This is a genomic window from Streptomyces cacaoi (assembly GCF_006539165.1).
Taxonomy (GTDB): domain Bacteria; phylum Actinomycetota; class Actinomycetes; order Streptomycetales; family Streptomycetaceae; genus Streptomyces; species Streptomyces cacaoi.
The window spans coordinates 18,803-38,769 of the sequence record NZ_BJMM01000034.1 but is presented as its reverse complement, the minus strand read 5'-3'; the positions used below and the strand labels follow the sequence as shown (position 1 = coordinate 38,769).

The following is a 19,967-nucleotide window of genomic DNA, read 5'->3' as shown; positions in this document are numbered from 1 at the left end:
GAGCATCCACCGGGGAGCGGCCCGGGACGCCCGCCCGGGACGTCCGCCCACGACGTCCGGCTAGGGCATCTGCCCGAGCTGCCGCAGTTCGCGCTCCACACCGCGGCCGCGGGTGCGGACGACGCCCTCGGCGACGTCGTGCAGCTTGCGGTTGGCCCGCTGGGAGACGCGGCGCAGCACGGCGAACGCCTGATCGGGGCCGCAGCCGGTCACGGCCATGATGATGCCGCAGGCCCGGTCGACGACGGGCCGGGAGCGCAGCGCGGTGTCGAGCTGTTCGACCTCGTCGAGCGCGGCGCGGTAGCGCAGATCGCGCACCAGCACGGAGGCGGCGAGATCGCCGAGCAGATCCGTGTAGGAGGCGGTGCCCGGGTTGCCGGGGTCGGCCGGGGAGTTCTCCGGGTTCTCGGCGGTGCCGTGCGGCCGGAACGAGCAGACGGTGAGGGTGAGCACGACCCCCGCGCGCCGGTAGGGCAGCGTCGTCGTGGAGCGCAGTCCGGCGTCCAGTGCGTGGGCGCGGTAGCCGTCCCATCTCCGGTCCCGCAGCAGATCGGGGCAGCTGACGGGGCGTCCGGTGGCGAGCGCGGCGGGGATGGGGCCCTCGCCGCTCTCGAACTGGACGGTGACGAGCGGGGTGAGGTCGGGGTGGGTGACGCCCAGCGCGGGGTCGCCCGCGTCGTCGAGCCCGCCGCTTCCGGACGGCATGGACAGCGTCGCCAGCGCGCCGCAGCAGTGCGGCCCGGAGCGTGCCGCCTGTTCGGCGAGCCGGGCGAGGCTGCGGGCCAGGGGTGCCTCGCCGGGTGGCCGTCCGTCGGGCTCGATCTGTGCGCCGTCGTCCGCCGGGGACCCCGTGGCCATCGGCGGGGGCACGCGCCGTGGGCTCTTCATGCCCCTCGGCTGCCCGGCACCCGTCGCGGGAAAACGGGCGGGGACGGCTCGGCCCGGCGCCGGCGTCCGGCGTCGGCGGGCCGGCGGCGAAGGCCCCGATTCCGCGCTGCCGCGGCCTCGGTGGGCACGCGGCCGGACCTCGGCGGCCCCGACGGCCGGTGGCCTGCCCGGGGCGGGCCGGTGTTCGGGGGCCCGCGTGGTGCACATCACCCCGCGCGGGCCCGGTTTGTTCGATCACAACCGCACAGAGTGCACCCGCTCATGCGTCCGACCGGCTAGGTTGACCGCATGGCCGGGGCAGAGGAGTTCGCATCCGAACTCGTGGATTTCCGTCGACGCGTGGAAGAGCTGAAATCGGCGCGGGCCCTTCCGGGCGCCGAACCGCTCGCCACCCTCGACGCAGCATTGTTCGAACTCCAGCACGCCGCGGACGTGCTGTGGCCGCGGTACGAGGAGCTGATGGCCGCCGGGCACCACGCCAACCACGCCGACAGCCGGGAACCCCAGCTGCTGCGCGCGCTCTTCCAGCGGCTGCCCGTCCCGGTGACGCTCCTGGACAAGGACGCGGTGGTGCGCCGGATGAACGCGGCGGCGGGCGAGCTGTTCGCCGTGGGCGCCGGGTACGCCTCCGGCCGGGCGCTGACCGGGTCGCTCGCCCACGGCGACCGCGCGGCCTTCCGCAGCCAGGTCGCCGCCGTCTCCCGGGGCGAGGGCGCCCGGAGCCTCCAGGTCCATCTGCCCCACCCGCCGCACGAGGAGGCGGGTGCACCCGGCGCCGCGGGCTGCCCTGCGGACACCGCCGACAGCACCCGGCTGCGGGTCACCCTGAGCGCGCTGCACCCGCCGGGCGAGAAGCGCAGCGCCGTGCTGGCCGTCTTCCAGCCCGTCGTGCACGCCATGCCGCCCACCGTGCCGCCGCCCCCGCCGCCGGAGCCCGCCCGGACGGTGCGGCACATAGAACTCCTCGACCTGGTCGACGACATGGCGGCCGAACTGCTGGTGGCGGGCGGCCCGCAGGAGGCGCTCGACCGCGCCGCGGGCGTCCTGCGGGGCCGGTTCGCCGACTGGGTCGTCCTCGACCTCGCGGACGGTGCCGACGCCCCGGAAGGCGAGGCCGTTCCGGAGACCCCTCGCGTCCCGGACACGGCGGACCTCGCGGACGGTTCCGGCGACCGCCCCCGGCTGCGCCGCGCCCTGACGGCGGGCCCGGCCGGCGCGGAACCGGAGCGCGAGGCCCTCTGCCGGCAGGACCCGGCCTCGGCCCCGTTGGTGACCGAGGCGTTCGAGGGGCTCGCACAGCGGCTCCTCGTCCGCCCCGAGGATCCGGACGCGCTCGGCGCCGACGCCACCGGCTCACCGGTGCTGACCCGGCTGGCGGCCCGCTCCGTGCTGTGCGTGCCGCTGACCGTGCCGCCCGAGGACGGCGCCCCGGGAGCCGGGGGCGCCGTCGGCACCGCGGTGGGCGTGCTCACGCTGGTACGCACCGGCGGGCGCGAGGACTTCGCGCTCGCCGAGGCCGGTGCGGCCGACCGTATGGCCCGGCATATGGCCCTGGCGCTCACCGGGCCCCGGGCCCACGCCCCGGGCTGAGGCGCACGGGCGTCCGGCGTCCGGGCGTCCGCGCCAGGGGGCGTGGGCCGGGCGGTGCGGGCCCGACCGGGCCGCTCTCTCAGGCCGCCACCGGCGCACGGCCGGGAACGCGCCGCCGACCGCGCGCCGGACGCTGTCCGCGCCACCGGCCCGCCGGTGCGGTACCCGCCCCGGCGCTCGCCCGGCCGTCGCCACCCTCGCCTCCGGAGCCGGAACCGATGTCGGAGCCGACGTCGGAACCGGTGTCGGTGCCCGCCTCGACGTCGCGCTGGATGCGGTCGCAGGTACGGCTGATGAGCCGGGAGACGTGCATCTGGGAGATGCCGAGCTGCTCGGCGATCCGGCTCTGCGTCATGTCGCAGAAGAACCGCAGGTACAGGATGCGCTGTTCCCGCTCGGGGAGCCGGCGCAGCCGCGGCTTGACGGCCTCGCGGGCGACCACGTGGTCGTAGCCGGGCTCCGGTGTGCCGAGGGTGTCCGAGAGCGAGTAGCCGTCGTCGGCGCCCGGGAGTTCGGAGTCCAGGGACAGGGTGCTGTAGCTCTCCAGCGCCTCCATGCCGACCAGGACGTCCTCCTCGCTCAGACCGCTGTGGTCGGCGATCTGCCGCACGGTGGGCCTGGGTTCGTCGAGGGAAGAGGTCAGCTCCCGCTGGCTGGTGCGGACCCGGTTGCGCAGCTCCTGCACCCGCCGGGGCACGTGCAGGCCCCACATGTGGTCCCGGAAGTGGCGCTTGATCTCGCCCACGATGGTCGGTACGGCGAAGCTCTCGAAGGCGCAGCCGCGCGAGGTGTCGTAGCGCGCCACGGCCTTCACCAGGCCCAGCGCTGCCACCTGTTCCAGGTCCTCCAGCGCCTCGCCGCGGTTGCGGAAGTGCCGGGCCAGCCGGCCGGCCATGGGCATCCAGGCCCGCACCACGTTCTGGCGCAGCTCTTCCTTCTCGGGGCCTTCGGGCAGCTCCGCGATCCGGCGGAACTCGCCGGAGGTGTCGGGGGCGTCGTCGTGCGGGTGGCGGGCTCGCGGTGTACGGGTGCGCACGGTCATCGACTTGGCTCTCCCCTTACGGTGACGTGAATCGGGCTGGTCACCGCGGGAGCTCGACACAGGCGGGGCGAACGAAGGCCACCGGGCCCACGCGACCGCTCCCGCGGATGTGCCTGCTTTCCGAAGCACGGGATGCGCGTGCCCCTGTGCCTCCACGGCAAACCTCCGCCCCGCACGGCGCGTGCGCTCCGGACGGGCCGCCGCCCCGCGTGCCCGGCCCGGCACCCGGTCGCGCCCCGCCGGTCGCCGCGCACCCGGTGTCGGACGGCCGGAACGGGGTACCGGACAGCCCCGTCGGACCGCACCGGAGAGGAGCCCGGCGCCCACGGACGCCGGGGCGGCGAAGGGAAGACGGACGATGACACGGTTCGTGAGAGAGGTGATGACGGCCGCGGCGACGACCGTCCGGCCGGACGCCACGCTGGTCGAGGCGGCCCAGTTGATGCGGGCGCAGGGCATCGGCGACGTGCTCGTCGCGCGGGACGGCCGGCTGGTGGGCCTGCTGACGGACCGCGACATCGTGCTGCGCGCGGTCGCCGACGGTGTGGACCCGCTCGGGGTGAGCTGCCGTTCGATGTGCACCCCCACGCCGGTGGCCGCCGGCCCGGACACGCTCGTCGACGACGCGGTGCGGCTGATGCGCTCGCACGCGGTGCGCCGGCTGCCCGTCGTGGAGAACGGCCGGCTCGTGGGCGTCGTCACCCTCGGGGACCTCGCCCGGGACCGCGACTCCGATTCGGCGCTCGCCGACATCAGCCGCGCGGCCCCGGACCGGCTGCGGCGGGACGAACCGGCCGGCTGACCGGGACGGGCCCGGCCGGATTCCGGACCGCTTCCGGCACCGCAGGCCGTCCGGCGTCCGGCGTCCGGCACCGCAGGCCGTCCGGCGTCCGGCGTCCGGCGTCCGGCGTCCGGCGTCCGGCGTCCGGCACCGAGCATCAGGTGTCCCACATCGAGAGACAGTCTTGCTCGCATGGCAAGACGCGCGCCTAGAGTGCGTGCATGGCACACGAGACCGCCGTGTACACCCACGGCCACCACGACTCCGTCCTGCGCTCCCACCGCTGGCGCACCGCCGCCAACTCGGCCGCCTATCTGCTGGGCGAACTGCGGCCGGACGCCCGCGTCCTGGACATCGGCTGCGGCCCGGGCACCATCACCTGCGATCTGGCGGCCCTCGTACCGCGCGGCCGGGTGACCGGCCTGGACGCGGCCGCGGGCGTGCTGGAGCAGGCACGCGCCACCGCGGACGAACGGGGCCTGGAGAACATCGAGTTCACCACCGGGGACGTGCACGCGCTCGACCAGCCGGACGGCTCCTTCGACGTCGTCCACGCCCACCAGACCCTCCAGCACGTGGGCGACCCCGTCGCCGCCCTGCGGGAGATGCGCCGGGTGTGCGCGCCGGGCGGGATCGTCGCCGTGCGGGACGCGGACTACGGCGGCATGTTCTGGTACCCGGAGGTGCCCGGCATGGACAGGTGGCAGCAGCTCTACCGCCGGGTCGCGAGCGCCTGCGGCGGCCAGCCCGACGCCGGCCGCCGGCTGCACGCCTGGGCACGGCAGGCCGGCTTCACCGATGTGACGGTCTCGACCAGCACCTGGAACTACTCGACGCCGCAGGAGCGGGCCTGGTGGAGCGGCCTGTGGGCCGAGCGCACCGTCGCGTCCGCCTACGCGGAGCTGGCCGTCGGCAAGGGCCTGGCCACCCGCGAGGACCTGGAGCGGATCGCGGAGGCGTGGCGGGCCTGGGGCGCCCACGAGGACGGCTGGTTCGGGGTGCTCCACGGCGAGCTGCTGTGCCGCGTCTGAGAACGTTCCCCGGCCCGAACCCGGGCTGCCCGAAGGCGGGTTGGGCAGCACGGGGAGGGCGCCTCTAGGGTGGCGGCATGGATATTCTGGGGACCTCGCTGCGGGTGTGTGTCGATGATCTGGACGCCGCTGTTCCGGTGTACGAGCGGCTGACGAACGCGGAGGCCGTGCGCTTCCAGAACGGTCCGGTCGCGGTGGCGGCCGTCGGCCCGTTCTTCCTGATGAGCGGCCCGGAGGGGCACCTGGAGGTCCTGCGGAAGATCGCTGCCACGCTGGCCGTGAAGGACGTCGACGAGGCGCTGGCCGATCTGCACACCGTCGGCGCCGAGATCATCGCGGGCCCGAACCCCACACCGATCGGCCGCAACCTGGTCGCCCGCCACCCCGACGGCAGCGTCTTCGAGTACGTCGACCGGTCCCAGGCGGGCTGACCGCCGTGGGGCGCCCGGCCGGTGCCGGGCGCCCACGGGGACCGCGCCCCCGCCGCCTCCGTTCATCTGCCGTCGCCTGACCGCCGGTCAGCCGGCCGCGGGCCGCATACGGAAGTCGTAGCGGTCGGGCAGCGGATCGTCCGTCAGCTCCGCCCAGGTGTCGCTGAGCGTCTCCTCGCCCTCCCGCAGATCCGCCACATCGAACCCCTCGTCGAACAGGGCGCGGGCGGCGTCCCGTTGACCACGCGCCAGCAGCGCCCGGGCCCGCAGCAGCCGGAACCGGCCGCGGTCGCGCGCGTGGCCGGGCAGTGCGTCCAGGACCGCTTCGGCGTCGGCGGCGAGGCCCGCGCGCAGCAGGGCGGTGGCGGCCTCCCGGGCCAGCGCGGCGAGCGCCGCCGCAACGGGCGAGCCCGGCCCGGTCTCCTTGTGCGCCAGCCGGGCGTGCGCGTCGTGCACGGCGGCCAGCAGCCGCTCGGCCGCGCGCACGTCATGGCCCTCCAGCCCGTCCGCGACGCCGAGGCAGCGCAGCGCCGGCCACCACGGTTCCGCAGCGACGGCGCGCTCCCAGCTGCGCACCGCCTGCGAGCGGTCGCCGGCGTGCCACTGCGCGACGCCGAGATGGAAGTCCAGCTCCCGCCCGCCCTCCGGGCCCTCGGCCGACGCGGACTCCAGCAGCTCCCGCCACTCCGGCGCGACGAGGGTCGGTCCCGGCGGCTCGTCACCGGGCCCGGCGGGGAGCTTCCCGGACTCCAACAGGGCCGCCCAGGGCTGCTGTTGCGGCCCGAGCGTCCCCGCGTCGAACGGGGTGCCGGGCAGCGCGAAGCCGGCGCGCGCGACCTCCAGCGCTCCCCAGCCCGAGCCGGACGCCAGCCGCTCGCCCACCGGTTCGGCGTCCGCGCACGGCAGCCAGCGCGCGTACGCGTCCTCCACGGCCGAGCGCGGCAGCACGGCCTCCAGGCGCTCCGCGGTGTGGGCACGTGCCGCGGCCCAGTCGGCGCCGTGGACGGCGCCGGGGTCGGCGGCCAGCGGCCCGTACGCCTCCAGCCAGGCGAGGGACTCGCCGCCCTCCAGCGGCAGATGTTCGAGCTGGGTGCGGGCGAGCCCCGCCTGGATCTCGGCGTAGCCCGGGGTGCCGGGCTCGGTCAGCCACTGCTGCCAGCGCCGGCCGCCGGGACCGGAGCCCCAGACGAACAGCTTGCGCCCGCGCAGCAGATCCGTCGAGGTCTGGACGAGCCCCCGGCCGTGCCCGTCGAGCGAGGCGATCCACTTCCGTTCGTCCTCGGGCACCTCGTAGAAGTAGTCGGCGGGGAACTCGCTGCGCAGCGGGTAGGTGCGGTCGGTGCCCTCCCACTCCGGCACCGGTGTGCGGCGCAGCCGGCGTTCGTAGGCGAAGTGCCAGCTCTCCTCGGCGGGCGCGAGCACCCGGGTGTCCTCGGCCTCCGGCACCGCGATGTTCGACCACCAGTAGACGGGGACGGTGCGGTGGTGCGGATTGCGCAGCCGGACGCCCACGTACAGGAACTCGGAGGCGTCCGGCAGCCACAGGTCCACCTGGAACGGCACGTCCCGCAGCCGCTCCCACTCCCACAGCCGCAGCACGACCCCGTCCCCGCCGGGCGCCGGCACCTCGGCCGCGTGCAGGGGCGCGCAGGAGAGCGTGGTGTGGCCCGTCGCGCCGATGTTCCACTCGATGCCGCCGGAGTACCAGGCGCCGTTCAGCGCGAAGTCCGCCGGCTGGAACACCGGGTTCGTGTACAGCAGTTCGCGCCCGGACGGCTTGTGGAACAGCGAGCCGATCCTGCCGCCCAGCCCGGGCAGCACGGTGACCCGCAGCTGTGCGTTCTCCAGCACGAGGGTGTCCAGCGCGGCGGGCCTGCGCTCGCGCCCGTAGCCGTCCCGCAGCCGCGTGGGCAGCACCGAGCGCAGCGGTCCGTAGCCCACCTGGCGCGCCATCTGCTCGGGCAGCGCGGCCCGTTCGTCCTCGTCCAGGGTGTGTGCGTCGGCGGGCGGTGCGAGCACGGGCAGCGGGTTCTCGGGGCCGAGGGGTGCGACGGGCAGGGTCAGGGTGCTGCGGCGTACGGTCGTGGGCACGGCCACCTCGCTTCGTCCGGGACTGTTGCGCGGGTCACGGGGCCGTCGACTCCGGCCGTCGGTCCCCCCGATGACCATGGAACACGCTCCCGACCCGGCACACCAGATCCTTTTGCCCACCGGCTGCCACGGCTTGCCGCGCCCTTCCGCCGCGCACGGGCCAGGGCGGCACGGGGTGTCCTACGGCGGGGCGGTGTGTGCCGTGCGGGCAACGGGCCCGGCGGACGGCGCAGTTCGCCCGGGCGGGGCGACGGCGGGCACCGCGGCCCGCCCGGGCTCAGAAGTCCCGCCGACCCGGCGCCCGGAGGCGCCGTCCGCTCACTTCCGGGCGACGAACCGGCCGCACAGCCAGCCGATCAGGCCCACCGCGAGCAGCGCCGTCCACAGCGGCATGGTGATCTCCGGGACCAGCAGCCGGATCCTCGTGTGCTGGGTGTTCTCGAAGACGAAGATCAACGCGAGCACCGTCAGCACCGCGACGGCCAGCCGGCCGGGCGTCACCAGGCCGCCGCCGCGGAGGCGACCGGCGTTCTTCGCGGACCGACCGGCGTTCTTCGCGCACATGGGTCCACGATGGGCGAGACGGCCCACCCGGCGCCCGGCGGGCCGGTCCTACGGGGTGGACCCGTCCGCTGTACGGGTGAGCCGGATCGCGGTGGCCGCCGCGTACCCGTCCGGGACCGGCAGATCGGCCAGCCGCCAGCCGTCGGGCGAGGCGGGCGTCTCCAGCGCGCTCACATAGCTGATCGACGGGTCCTCGCCGAGGCCGGTGCCGAGCCCCTTGAGGTACGCCTCCTTCCGCGTCCAGCAGCGGGCGAAGGCCGCCGTGCGCTCCTGCTCGGGCCGCGCCGTGATCTCCTGCTGCTCCCGCCGGTGCAGCGCGCCCGCGGTCTGCTCCACGGTGGACAGGGCGGGGTACTCCTCGACGTCCACGCCCACCGGCGCGTACGCGAAGGCCAGCGCCACCAGGTCGCCGGCGTGCGAGAGCGAGAAGTGCACCGGGTCGCCCGCCACGCTGGGGCGGCCGTGCGGGCCCCCGCACACGGGGCAGTCGGCGCGGGTGAAGGGCACGGCGGCCGGGTCGATGTCCAGCAGCGCCGCGAGTCGGCGGCGCAGCGCCACATGTGCGACGTGGTAGCGGTCGCGGTCCACCTGCCGGACGAAGGCGGCGGCCCGCTCCCGCTCCTCGGGCGACAGCAGCGCCTGTGCCTCGTCCGACGCGGCCTCCGCCGCGTGCGCGGAGACACGCAGCACGAGGGTGCCGGGCGCGTGCGCGGGGTCCGCCGCCCCGGCCTGCCCGCCGGACGGCGCCCCGCTGCTGCCGACGGCCCCGCCCGCCGCGGCGAGAGGGCCCGGATCGACCTGGGAAACAGGCGAGTTGGATCGTTCTGGTGCTCCGCTCGTCATGCTGGGAACCTACCCGAACGAGCGACGCCGCGGGGCTCCGGGCCGGTACTGAGAAGCTGGACACATGACGGCTGGGGGACGCGCGAACAGGCGGGGCCTCGCGGTGGCGGCGCACGGACGCGGCCCGTTCCGCTCGCGCCGGCCCCGGAGGGCGGCATCCGCACTCAGGCCCTCGTGCCTCTGCCCGCGTCGCCGTTCCGGGCCGGGCGGTTGCGGCCGTACGGCGTCCCCTCCGTCCCGGCCGACGGAACCGGCGACGACGTCCCCACGGTGCTCCCCGCGCTCCCTGCAACGCGACGAAGACGCGCACGCCCGCCCAGAAGGTCCGGCGCACGCCCTCGCTCGACGCCCGCTCCGCCTTCCTGGCCCGCGAGGCCCCGCACCGCCGAGCCCCGTCCGGGCGACCGGCCCACGCCACCTCCGGACCGGATGCCACCTCCCCCACCGCGCCGGAGAGCCCGCCCCGGACGTGGACGCACCACGCACCGACCCCCGGGCCCCCAGTCGTGAACCACCGGCCCCTGCCCACCCCTTCGCGCCGACACGGACCACGCCCGGACCCGTGCATGACGCCCATACCGCAGGGGTCACGCGGCACCACGCCTAAGAGCCGCCGCTCCCCGCGCGCCCCCGCACGTCTGCCCCCTCCCCCGCACGGCCAGGACCGCCAACCCCCACGGACAGAACGGGACCGCCCATGACTCTCCCCGCCGACACCACGCCCGACGGGCCCGGCCCCCACCGTTCCGGCCCCGCCCCGGGACCCCCGCCCGGCCCTCCGCCGTCCACACTGTTCCCGCCCGCCCTTCCGGTGCTCGCCACCTCGCGGGACGCGCCGGACCGCCGGGCCTGGGCCGCCGAACTACCGGTCCTCGTCGAGCGGTTGCGCGAGCGCTGGCAGCTGCGCCTCGGTGCGCCGTACCACGGCGGGAGCTGCGCCTGGGCCGCACCGGCGTGGCTCGCGGACGGCACCCGCGCCGTCCTCAAGGTCACCTGGCCACACCCCGAGGCCCGGGAGGAAGGCACGGCCCTGCGCCTGTGCGACGGCCGTGGCGCGGTGCGGCTCCACGCTGCCGACGCCGAGCTGTTCGCCCTGCTGATCGAGCGCTGCGAGCCCGGCACCCGGCTCGACCGCACCGACCGGCTCCCGGCCGACGAGCGCCTCGTCCGCGCGGCCTCCGTGCTGCGCCGCTGCCAGGAGGCCGACCCGGACGCGGCCACCGCTGCCGGGGTCCCCCGCCTCGCCGGAGTGGCCGCGCGGTGGGCGGACCTCGCCGACGAGCGGGCCGACCGCGCCTGGCCCGCCGCCGTGGACACCGGGCTCTTCCGCCTCGGCTCGGCGCTGCTGCGCGAACTGCCCCGCTCGGCGCCCGGAACGGTTCTGCTGCACGGCGACTTCAACCCCGGCAATGTGCTGGCCGCGACGCGTGAACCCTGGCTGGCCATCGACCCCAAGCCGATGACGGGCGATCCGGCCTACGACCCGTGGCCGCTGATCGAGCAGACCGACGACCCCTTCGGCCGGGCGGACCCGCGCGCCGTCCTCCGCCGTCGGACGGCGCTCGTGGCCGACCGTCTCGGGCTGGACGCGGACCGGCTGTGCGCCTGGGCGGTGGCCCGGCAGGTGGAGTTCGCACTGTGGACCACCGCACAGGCCCCGAACCCCGACCGGGCCCGGCAGCAGGACCCCGACCCGCACACACCCGCACTGCTCTCCCTGCTCCACCGAGCCGGCCTCCTGGCCGACCTGGCCGGGCTGTGACCCACCGGAAGCCCCCACCGGCGACACACGCCGTCCCCCGCCGACAGCCGCCCCACCGACAGCCGCCCCACCGGAAGCCGCCCAACCGACGACACGCGCCCCACCGGGAGCCGCCCCACCGCCGGGCCACGCCGCTCCACCGTCACCGGCCCCACCGGTGCCCTCCGGGGCCTCCGGGGCCTCCGGGGCCTCCGGGGCCTCCCGGCGATGCTCACCGTAGGCGGCTCGCTGGGGCTCGTCTGCCTCGTGACCGTGGCCTCGGCCATGGGGCACACGGCAGGCTCCGGCACGGAAGGGCGCCGGGCCGCCGCCGAGTCCGCCGCGCAGACGGCGCACGCCTTCGGCGCCGCATCGGTCCTCGCCGCCGCTGCCGTCCTGCTCACCGCGTGCGCACTGACGACGCCCCGCCCGGCCAAGGCCGTCTGACCGGCCCCCCGGCGGGCCCGGCTCACTCCCCCGCCGGGCCGCCCGCCAGCTCGACGGCCACGTCCAGGTGGCCCACGTGCCGGGCGTACTCCTGGAGGAGGTGGAAGAGGATCCAGGCGAGGCTCGGGGCCTCCCCCGGCACGGTGAACCGGCCGCCGGTGCGGGCACGCCGGCTGAGCGCGGCCCCGGCGGTGATCTCGCGGGAGCGTGCGCAGCGGGCCTCGAAGGCGTCGAACACCTGCCGGGCCGTCATCGTCTCCGGCACCCGCCAACGGTCGTCCGGGCCCCGGTCGCCCCATGGATCGGACACCGGCTCGGCCTCGAAGCCCCAGCACAGCCAGCGGCGTTCGACGAAGGTGAGATGCCGGATCAGCTCCAGCGGCGTCCAGCCCGAGGGCAGACGGCTGGTGCGCAGCTCCTCCTCGGACAGCTCGGCGGCCTTGCGCAGCAGCGTGGCGCGGTAGTGGTCGAGATACCCCTCCAGCAGGGTGTGCGGGTCGTCGATCGAGGGCGGGGGCTCGCCCTCCGGCAGCGGGGGCATGGTCACGTGTGCAGCTCCAGCGTGGGCACGTCGGTGCGTCCCAGGCCGAACACCTGGCTGTAGAGGGAGAGTTCGGCCTCGACCGCCCGGACGATGGTCTCCGCCTTCCGGAAGCCGTGCCCCTCGCCTTCGAAGGTCAGATAGGCGTGCGGCACCTGGCGGCCGGCAATCTGCTCCAGGAAGCGCTCGCACTGGACCGGCGGGCAGATCACATCGTCCAGCCCCTGGAGCAGCAGGAACGGGGAGCGCACCCGGTGGGCGCGGTTGAGGGGCGAGCGCTCGCGGTACCGCCCCGGGCACTCGGCCAGCGGGCCGATCAGGGATTCCAGGTACTGCGACTCGAAGTCGTGCGTCTCGTCGACCCAGCCGCTCAGATCGAGGATCGGGTAGCTGATCGTCCCGCAGGCGTACACCTCGTCGGCCGCCGGTGAGGTGAGGGAGGCCGCGCTCGTCCAGCCGCCCGCGCTGCCGCCCCGGATGGCGAGCCGGGCCGGATCGGCGGTGCCCTCCCGGGCGAGGGTCCGGGCCACGGCGGCGCAGTCCTCGACGTCGACGACGCCCCACTGTTCGCGGAGCCTGTTGCGGTACTCCCTGCCGTAGCCCGTCGATCCGCCGTAGTTGACCTCGGCCACGCCGATGCCCCGCGAGGTGAAGTAGGCGATCTCCAGATCGAGTACGAGCGGCGAGCGGCTGGTGGGCCCGCCGTGCACCCATACGACGTAGGGCGGGAGTTCGCCGTCCGGCGCGGCCGTCTCCGGATGGTGCGGCGGGTACAGGTGCGCGTGCACCTCGCGGCCCTCGGGGCCGGTGAAGGTGCGGATCTGCGGCTCCGGGTAGTACGCCGGATCCACATGGTCCTCGTGGCGGGAGGCCAGCACCACCGTGTGCCCGGTGCGGGTGTCCAGCTCGACGATCTCCGGCGCGCTGCGCGGGCTGGCGGCGATACCGGCGACGCGGGAGTCGACGACCGCGAGCGAGGGCATCCACTCCGTCCACGGCCCGGCGGTGTCCACGAGTTCGCCCGATTCGGGGTCGAGCACGCCGAGGGTCTGGGCGCCCCGGCCGTGCAGGGTGGCGACCAGCCCGCTCGGCAGCGGCGCGAACCAGCGCTGGCCGATCTTCCAGCCGGCGCCGGCGAACTCCTCCTCGCGCGGGCACAGCGGCCGGCGGGCCCGGTCGGGCCGCTCGGGGGTGGCGGCGTCCGGGTCGAGACGGTGGAGGTTCCACCAGCCGCCCGCGTCCGAGGCGATCAGCAGTGCGCCGTCGTGCGCGAACTCGGCCTGGGCGACGGACTCCTGCGGGCCCCCGGCGACGGCGCGCGCCCGGGCGAGCGTGCCCTGCGCGGTGACGTCCGCGACCAGGGCGAGCGTGCCGTCCCAGGGCATCGCCGGGTGATCCCAGGCGAGCCAGGCGACGCGGTCGCCACGGGGCGAGAGCCGCGGACCCGTCACGAACCGGTGTGCGTCGTCGGTCAGTTCACGCACCCGGGAGCGGTCCTCGGCGGCGGAGCCGTCCAGCGGGACGGCGGCCAGCAGACGGCGCAGCTCGGTGTGGCCGGGGCCGGTGAACTCCTCCATGACGCACCAGACCTCGCCGCGTCCGGGCAGCACCACCGGGTCGCACCAGCGCAGCCCCGTGCCGGTCACCGTGGACAGCGGGGTGAGCGGCCGGGGCCGCACGCCCTCGGGCGCGTCCGGCTCGACCGCGTAGAGCCGCTGGTCCCCGAAGTGGGTGAAGACGACGACCGGGCCGCCCGTGGCGCGCTGTGCTCCCGCCCAGGGCAGACCGCCGTACTCGATGACGCGGTTGCGGACGTTCCACGGCGGGGGCAGCACCGAAGCCGCCGGCTGCCGCCCGTCCGCCGGGAGCCGCATCAGCGCCCGGCGCCCGCCCTCGTGCGGGCGCGGCTCCGTCCACCACAGCTCCTCGCCGACAGCGCCGAGGAACTCGGGCCGGCCGTCGTGCGCGGCGACCAGGCCCGCGTCGATCGGTGAGGGCCAGGTGCCGTACGGGGCCTGGACTGTCATACGGATCGGCCTCCTGCCGGGGTGGAAGCGGCGCCGGCACCCGGGGCCGCGGATGCCGTGGGGGACGTACCGGCGAGCAGCACCCGGTCGAGCACGCGGACCCCGAAGTGCAGTGCCTCGACGGGGACCCGTTCGTCGACGCCGTGGAACAGGGCCTGGTAGTCGAAGCCCTCGGGCAGCTTGAGCGGGGTGAAGCCGTACCCGGTGATGCCGAGCCGGGAGAACTGCTTGGCGTCCGTGCCGCCCGACATGCAGTAGGGGACGACATGGGCGCCGGGGTCGTGGTGTTCGAGTGCCTCCTGCATGGCGGCGAACAGCGGTGCGTCGACGGGCGCTTCGAGCGGGACCTCGCGGTGCTGGAACTCCCAGTGCACCTCGGGACCCGTCAGGGAGTCCAGGGTGGTGTGGAACTCCTCCTCCCCGCCGGGCACCATGCGCCCGTCGACCTGGGCCGCGGCGGTGCCGGGGATGACGTTGACCTTGTAACCGGCTTCCAGGACCGTGGGGTTGGCGCTGTTGCGCACGGTGGGCTCCACGAGCGCGGCCGCCGGGCCGATCCTCGCCAGCAGGGCGTCGATCTCCTCGTCGGAGGCGTCCCGCGCGGGTGGGGTGTGGCCGTACAGCTCGGCGAGGCGGGTGAGCGCCGCGTGCACGGTGGGGGTGAGACGGACCGGCCAGCGGTGCTCGCCGATGCGGTGCACGGCGGAGGCGAGCCGGCTGACCGCGTTGTCCCGGTTGACCTTCGAGCCGTGGCCGGCCCGGCCCCGCGCGGTCAGCCGCAGCCAGGCGGTACCGCGTTCGCCGGCCGCCACCGGGTAGATGCGGCGGCCGTCGCCCGGGTGGAAGGTGAACGCGCCGGATTCGCTGATGCCTTCGGTGCAGCCCTCGAACAGATCGGCGTGCTCGCGGACGAGATGGTCGGAGCCGAACTCGGCGCTGTCCTCCTCGTCGGCGGTGAAGGCGAGCACGATGTCCCGGGGCGGCCGGACCCCGGCACGGGCCCAGGCGCGGACGAGGGAGAGCACCATGGCGTCGGCGTCCTTCATGTCGATGGCGCCGCGGCCCCAGACGACGCCGTCGCGCACCTCGCCGGAGAAGGGGTGCACGCTCCAGTCGGCTGCCTGCGCCGGTACCACGTCCAGATGCCCGTGCACGAGCAGCGCCGGCGCCGAGGAGTTCGTGCCCTCGATCCGGGCGACGACGTTGGTACGGCCGCGTGCCTTCTCCAGCAGGGTGGGTTCGAGCCCGGCGGAGGCGAGCCCCGAGGCGATGTACTCGGCGGCACGCCGCTCGTCGCCGTCCCCGCCGCCCCTGTTCGTGGTGTCGATACGGATCAGCTCCGAGGTGGCGGTGACGACCTCCTCGAAGACCTGCTCGTCCAGATGCTCTCCCGCCGGGGAGCCGCCGGGCGCCGGCGCGGAGGCGGACGAGGGGGCGGCGGGGGCTCGGGGCGGGCGGCCCTGCTGACGCTCAGCCATATTGCTCCTCCACGGCTGACGAGACGACGGTGGTGACGGCCTTGAAGCAGCGGATGGCCTCGTAGGCCGAGGGCGAGGTGTACGCCACACGGCGCTCCCCGGTGCGCTCGACGCCGGGCACGACGGTGGCGGCTCCGGAGAGGTGTTCGGCGTCGAACTCGATCTCGATGGTGTGCGGTCGGGGCTCCGGGGGTGTGCGGCGGCCGGCGTGCACCACGGCCCGCCGGGCGGCGGTGGTGATCTCGGCGGCCGTCCTGGCCGGGGGGCGGCACACGGCGGCGTACCGCGAGACGTGGTCCTTCACGGCGACGCCTTCGGCCTCCGGCGCGTACCCCTTGGCGTCCTCGACGGTGCGGTCGTCGCCCGTGACCAGGACGACGGGGACGCCGAACTCCGCGGTGACGAGGCTGTTGAGGAGGCCCTCGGAGGCCCGGACGCCGTCGGCCCACACGCCGGTGAGGGAGTTGGCGAGGTAGGTGTGCGCGAGGACGCCCTCGCTGCCGGCCCCCGTGTGGTAGCCGACGAAGGCGACGCCGTCGACATCGCCGTGCTGGACGCCCTCGACCATGGACAGGGACTTGTGACGGCCCGTCAGCATTTCGGCGCGCGCGTCGAGCTTCTCCAGCAGGAGATTGCGCATCGTCCAGTGCGCCTCGTTGATGAGCACCTCGTCGGCGCCGCCCTCGAAGAAGCCTCGGACAGCGGCGTCCACATCCGAGGTGAACAGCGACCGGCAGCGCTCCCACTGAGGGGTACCGGGCAGCACATCGGCGGGCCAGGTGACTCCGGTTGCGCCCTCCATGTCGGCGCTGATGAGGATCTTCATGCGCGGAACGTTACGCGGTCGCCCAGGACCACGACACCCCTGTGGATAACTCCCGTCGGCGGGGCCCGTGGCACACCACCCGCGCGGCCGAGCAACGGCCGGGACACCCGCTCTGACCTGCGAATACCGCCGGTTGTGGTGCGGGGAACCCGGCCGCGCCGGACGCGCCGGTGCCGGGCTGCGTCAGTCCTCGTGGCCCAGTTGGAGATCGCGCTCGGTGCGCCCGCCCCCGGCGATCCGCAGGACGGTGGCGACCGGCGGATAGCCCGCGGCGACGACGGTGTACTCACCGGACGCGAGGTCGACGAACCGGAAGACGCCGTCCGCCCCCGTGGTCGCGGTGTCGACGACGTTCCCCGCCGCGTCCAGCAGCGTCACCCGCGCGTCCTCGACCGGACGGCCGCCACCGGCCCGCACCGTGCCGCGCAGCACGGCACCGCCCGCCAGCTCGATGTCCTGACGCGTCTCGCGGGACGCCTGGACGGAGACCGGCAGCGCCGCCGGACGGTAGACGGGGGCGCTCGCGGCCAGCGTGTACTCCCCCGCGACGAGTTCGGTGATGACGTAGCCGCCCTCGCGCCCGCTGCGCGTGGTGGCGACGACCTCGCCACGGACATCGGTCAGGGTGACGACGGCGTCCCGGACGGGGTTGCCGTCCGCCGTCAGCACGCTGCCCGCGAGCCGGCCCGCGCCGCCGAGCACCACGTCCAGGTCGACGGGGCGCTCCCCCACCGTCACGCTCACCGCGCGCGGCTGGTGGCCCCCGGCCGCCGCGATCAGCACATACGAGCCCTCGCCCGGGGTGCTCAGGGCGTACCGTCCGTCGTCGCCCGTGGCGCCCCGGCCGATCTGCCGGCCCGACGTGTCGACGAGGGTGAGCGCCGCGCGCGGCACGGTGCTGCCGTCGTGGTGCCGCACCGTGCCGCACACCGGGACACCCGCGGTGTGCGGCGCCGGGGCCGGCACCGGCCGGACGTGGGAGCCGGGGTCCTTGCCGTTCGCCGTCGGACCGGCCGCCTCGGCGGTTGCGGCCGTGTCCGCGGTGCGGGCGGGCGGCACCGGGGTGGAGTGCGACACGAGGGGTTTCTCCTTGAGGAAGAAGGCCAGCGCCAGCCCGAGCAGGAGCACCGGCACGAGGTGGAGGAAGACGCGCGGCATCGCGTCCGCGTACGCCTGGAGGGAGCCGTCCCGCAACGGCGCGGGCAGCGCGCGCACCAGCTGCGAGAGGAGGGAGCCCGGATCGGACAGCTTGTCGCCCCCGCCGGGCAGTTCCCGTACGAGCGCCTCGGCGAGCCGGTGGGCGAGCAGCATGCCGAACAGGGCGGCTCCGATGCTGCCGCCGATCCGCCGGAAACAGTTGTCGGCGCCGGTGGCGGCACCCGGATCGGCGGCGCGCACCGAGTTCCGGACGGCCAGGACGAGCACCGGCAGCACGAAACCGATGCCGAGCCCGAGGATCGCCGACCAGATGCCGAAGACGGCGCGGGAGGTGTCGGCGTCGAGCTGGGACAGCAGCCACATGCCCTCCGCCGAGAGGGCGCAGCCGATGACCGGGAAGGTCCGGTGGTGGCCGGTGCGGGAGATGAGCTGCCCGGCGAGCACGGAGGCCACCACGACCCCGCTCATCAGCGGCAGCATCAGCAGCCCGGAGTCGGTGGCGCTCGTCCCCTCGACCATCCGGAGGAAACTCGGCAGATGGCCGGCGGCGCCGTGGAGCGCGACACCGAGGGCCGCGCCGACCAGGCCGGAGACGGTGAAGACGGAATCGCGGAACAGCCGTGGCGGAAGCACCGGTTCGGGTGCGAAGCGCTGGACGACGAGGAACAGCCCACCGCTGAGCACGGCGCCCCCGGCCAGCCCGAGGACGATCCGGCTGTCCCAGGCGTAGGTCGTCCCGCCCCAACAGCACAGCAGGACGAGGCAGGTGGACAGCGCGCCCATCAGCAGCGCACCGGGGACGTCCAGCCGGGGGCGCACACGGGGGCGCGGCAGCTTCAGCGCCACCGCGGACACGACGAAGGCGAGCAGCCCCACCGGCACGGCGAGCCAGAAGCACCAGCGCCAGGAGTGTGCGTCGGTCAACCAGCCGCCCAGCAGCGGCCCCGCGACCGAGGCGAGACCGAACGAGGCACCGATCAGCCAGCTGTACCGGCCGCGTTCCCGCGCGGGCACGACGTCCGCGACGATCGCCTGGACGCCGATCAGGAGGCCGCCCGCGCCCACGCCCTGGATGCAGCGGTGGACGATCAGTTCCTCCATGGAGCCCGCCGCACCGGCGAGCGCCGAGCCGACGGTGAACACCCCGAGGGCGAGGAGGAAGAGCCCCTTGCGTCCGAACAGGTCGCCGAGCTTGCCGTGCACCGGGAGCACGACGGTGGAGGTCAGCAGGTAGGCGGTGACCACCCAGGACATCTGGCGGAAACCGTCGAGGTCCCCGACGATCTTCGGCAACGCGGTGGCCGCGACGGTCTGTTCGAGCCCGGCCAGGAGCAGCGACAGCGTCAGCACGGCGAGGACGACGCGCAGCCGCCGGGGGCCGAGCGCCGCCCCGGCGTCCGCGGTGTCCGCCTTCTGCTGCTGGGTGCCCGCTTTCTTCCGTCCGGCGTCCGGCCTCGGCTGCGCGGTGCCCGGTTCCTTCCGACCGGCGTTCCCTCCGGGTGCGGTGGATCCGCCGTGTGCCGCTCCCGGTTCCGCACCGGCCGCTGTGTCCGCGCCGACGGCGCCCCGCACCGGCAGCCCCTGCGCCGAGGCGCCCGGATCCGCCTTCCCGGGGAGCGCCTTCAGCGGATCCGCCGCGCGGGGACGCGCGCTCTCCGCTGACGCGGGGTCCCGCGGGGACGCAGGAGCCGGAGCGGGCCCGGGGGCCTGCGGGGACGCGGGTGCATGCACGGGCCCGGCGGCCTGCGCGAAAGGCGCGGCCTCCGGGTGGGGAAAGGTCTCCGGGTGGGGAGCGGCCCCCTGGGACGGGATCGTGAAGGGCGGATGGTTCGGCGGGTGGTTCGGAGTGCCGGGCGCCGGCAGCGTGCCGAGGGCAGGAGCGTGCTCGCCGCCCGTCCCGGGGAACTCGACACTGACGTCGACGGCCACGGGGCGCAGCCCCGGCCCGCCCGCCGTCTCCTCCGCTCCGCCCGTCAACAGCGCCGCGCCGGGCGCCGGTTGGCGCTCCGGAGCTGCGCCGTCATCTCCGGCCGGTTCCGCCCCGGCCCGGCCGGGCGGCCCGGGGCGGTGTTCGTCCCTGCTGTCGAGAATGGCCCCGCCGGACCCGCCCATCGCACTCCCCATCGCCGTCGCTCCGCGGGACCCCCGCTGCCGTCCGGAGGCGTTGCCGCTGATGTCGAGGGAGTATTTCTCGCATCGCACGACAAGAGCGTTCAACTGCGGGAAGGGCACACAAAGGGCCACAGCAGGGCCTCAACTCCGTTGCCCCCAGCCCCTGTCGGGCGGCCGAGCAGGGGTTTCACCGGGGCGGGGAGCACGGCGGGCGCATACGGCACCCCGGCGGGAAACCACCCGAACCGGTGAGGTCCGCGCCGGGGCGGTGCGACGGCACGGCGGCGCCGCAGCACAGCCGTGCAGCAGTACAGCGGTGCAGCAGCGCGGCAGTACGCGTCGCAGCAGTAGCAGCAGTGCAGCAGTACGGCGGCGC

At 75.5% G+C, this 19,967-nt stretch carries 16 protein-coding genes; 6 read left to right on the top strand and 10 right to left on the bottom strand.

Features of this window, described 5'->3' with window-relative positions; genetic code table 11:
- Positions 1-60: 60 nt before the first annotated feature.
- Entirely contained in the window at positions 61-870 is an 810-nt protein-coding gene (locus SCA03_RS25555) for a GAF and ANTAR domain-containing protein (RefSeq protein WP_230988915.1), read from the bottom strand.
- Between the two features lie 306 nt (positions 871-1,176).
- Between SCA03_RS25555 and SCA03_RS25550 the strand changes: the two genes are divergently transcribed.
- On the top strand, positions 1,177-2,478 hold the full coding sequence (locus tag SCA03_RS25550) for a PAS domain-containing protein (RefSeq protein ID WP_086817941.1): 1,302 nt from the start codon (positions 1,177-1,179) through the stop codon (positions 2,476-2,478).
- A gap of 79 nt (positions 2,479-2,557) precedes the next feature.
- Here the strand turns inward: SCA03_RS25550 and SCA03_RS25545 are convergent, their stop codons facing one another.
- The gene (locus SCA03_RS25545; RefSeq protein WP_086817940.1) at positions 2,558-3,520 is read right to left on the bottom strand and encodes a SigB/SigF/SigG family RNA polymerase sigma factor; all 963 of its coding nucleotides are present in this window, start codon (positions 3,518-3,520) and stop codon (positions 2,558-2,560) included.
- A gap of 358 nt (positions 3,521-3,878) precedes the next feature.
- On the opposite strand from SCA03_RS25545, the gene SCA03_RS25540 reads away from it, so the two are divergent.
- From SCA03_RS25540 to SCA03_RS25530, 3 genes are all read left to right on the top strand, one after another.
- Positions 3,879-4,322, top strand: a complete 444-nt coding sequence (locus SCA03_RS25540; protein ID WP_030888403.1) for a CBS domain-containing protein — start codon at positions 3,879-3,881, stop codon at positions 4,320-4,322.
- Between the two features lie 200 nt (positions 4,323-4,522).
- Positions 4,523-5,332: a methyltransferase domain-containing protein gene (locus SCA03_RS25535; protein ID WP_030888400.1), complete on the top strand. Its 810-nt coding sequence runs from the start codon at positions 4,523-4,525 to the stop codon at positions 5,330-5,332.
- A 77-nt stretch (positions 5,333-5,409) separates the two neighbouring features.
- Entirely contained in the window at positions 5,410-5,763 is a 354-nt protein-coding gene (locus SCA03_RS25530) for a VOC family protein (RefSeq protein ID WP_030888398.1), read from the top strand.
- Positions 5,764-5,850: 87 nt separating this feature from the next.
- On the opposite strand, the gene SCA03_RS25525 is transcribed toward SCA03_RS25530, so the two are convergent.
- From SCA03_RS25525 to SCA03_RS25515, 3 genes are all read right to left on the bottom strand, one after another.
- Positions 5,851-7,854 carry a DUF5107 domain-containing protein gene (locus SCA03_RS25525; protein WP_086817942.1) on the bottom strand — a complete coding sequence of 668 codons (2,004 nt, stop codon included), beginning with the start codon at positions 7,852-7,854 and terminating at the stop codon, positions 5,851-5,853.
- Between the two features lie 318 nt (positions 7,855-8,172).
- Complete coding sequence (locus SCA03_RS25520) at positions 8,173-8,418, bottom strand: hypothetical protein (RefSeq protein WP_030888392.1); 246 nt, start codon at positions 8,416-8,418, stop codon at positions 8,173-8,175.
- A gap of 48 nt (positions 8,419-8,466) precedes the next feature.
- Positions 8,467-9,261, bottom strand: coding sequence for a 4'-phosphopantetheinyl transferase family protein (locus tag SCA03_RS25515; protein ID WP_086817939.1), 795 nt, complete (start codon positions 9,259-9,261; stop codon positions 8,467-8,469).
- 697 nt (positions 9,262-9,958) lie between these two features.
- Here SCA03_RS25515 and SCA03_RS25510 point away from each other — a divergent pair.
- Positions 9,959-11,023, top strand: a complete 1,065-nt coding sequence (locus SCA03_RS25510) for an aminoglycoside phosphotransferase family protein (protein WP_141275683.1) — start codon at positions 9,959-9,961, stop codon at positions 11,021-11,023.
- Between the two features lie 207 nt (positions 11,024-11,230).
- Positions 11,231-11,449, top strand: coding sequence for a hypothetical protein (locus tag SCA03_RS25505; protein WP_141275682.1), 219 nt, complete (start codon positions 11,231-11,233; stop codon positions 11,447-11,449).
- A gap of 22 nt (positions 11,450-11,471) precedes the next feature.
- On the opposite strand, the gene SCA03_RS25500 is transcribed toward SCA03_RS25505, so the two are convergent.
- From SCA03_RS25500 to SCA03_RS25480, 5 genes are all read right to left on the bottom strand, one after another.
- A complete protein-coding gene (locus tag SCA03_RS25500; protein WP_170297909.1) occupies positions 11,472-11,990 on the bottom strand; it encodes a DinB family protein in 519 nt (172 codons plus the stop codon).
- 2 nt (positions 11,991-11,992) lie between these two features.
- Positions 11,993-14,017 (bottom strand): prolyl oligopeptidase family serine peptidase, encoded by a 2,025-nt coding sequence (locus tag SCA03_RS25495; protein ID WP_086816101.1) that lies wholly within the window; start codon positions 14,015-14,017, stop codon positions 11,993-11,995.
- Complete coding sequence (locus SCA03_RS25490) at positions 14,014-15,495, bottom strand: M20/M25/M40 family metallo-hydrolase (RefSeq protein WP_086816103.1); 1,482 nt, start codon at positions 15,493-15,495, stop codon at positions 14,014-14,016. Before SCA03_RS25490 ends, SCA03_RS25495 begins: the two co-directional genes overlap by 4 nt.
- Positions 15,488-16,321, bottom strand: coding sequence for a M55 family metallopeptidase (locus SCA03_RS25485; protein ID WP_086816105.1), 834 nt, complete (start codon positions 16,319-16,321; stop codon positions 15,488-15,490). The genes SCA03_RS25490 and SCA03_RS25485 overlap by 8 nt, the downstream gene beginning before the upstream one ends.
- 183 nt (positions 16,322-16,504) lie before the next feature.
- On the bottom strand, positions 16,505-19,051 hold the full coding sequence (locus SCA03_RS25480; RefSeq protein WP_371863987.1) for an MFS transporter: 2,547 nt from the start codon (positions 19,049-19,051) through the stop codon (positions 16,505-16,507).
- Between the last annotated feature and the right edge of the window lie 916 nt (positions 19,052-19,967).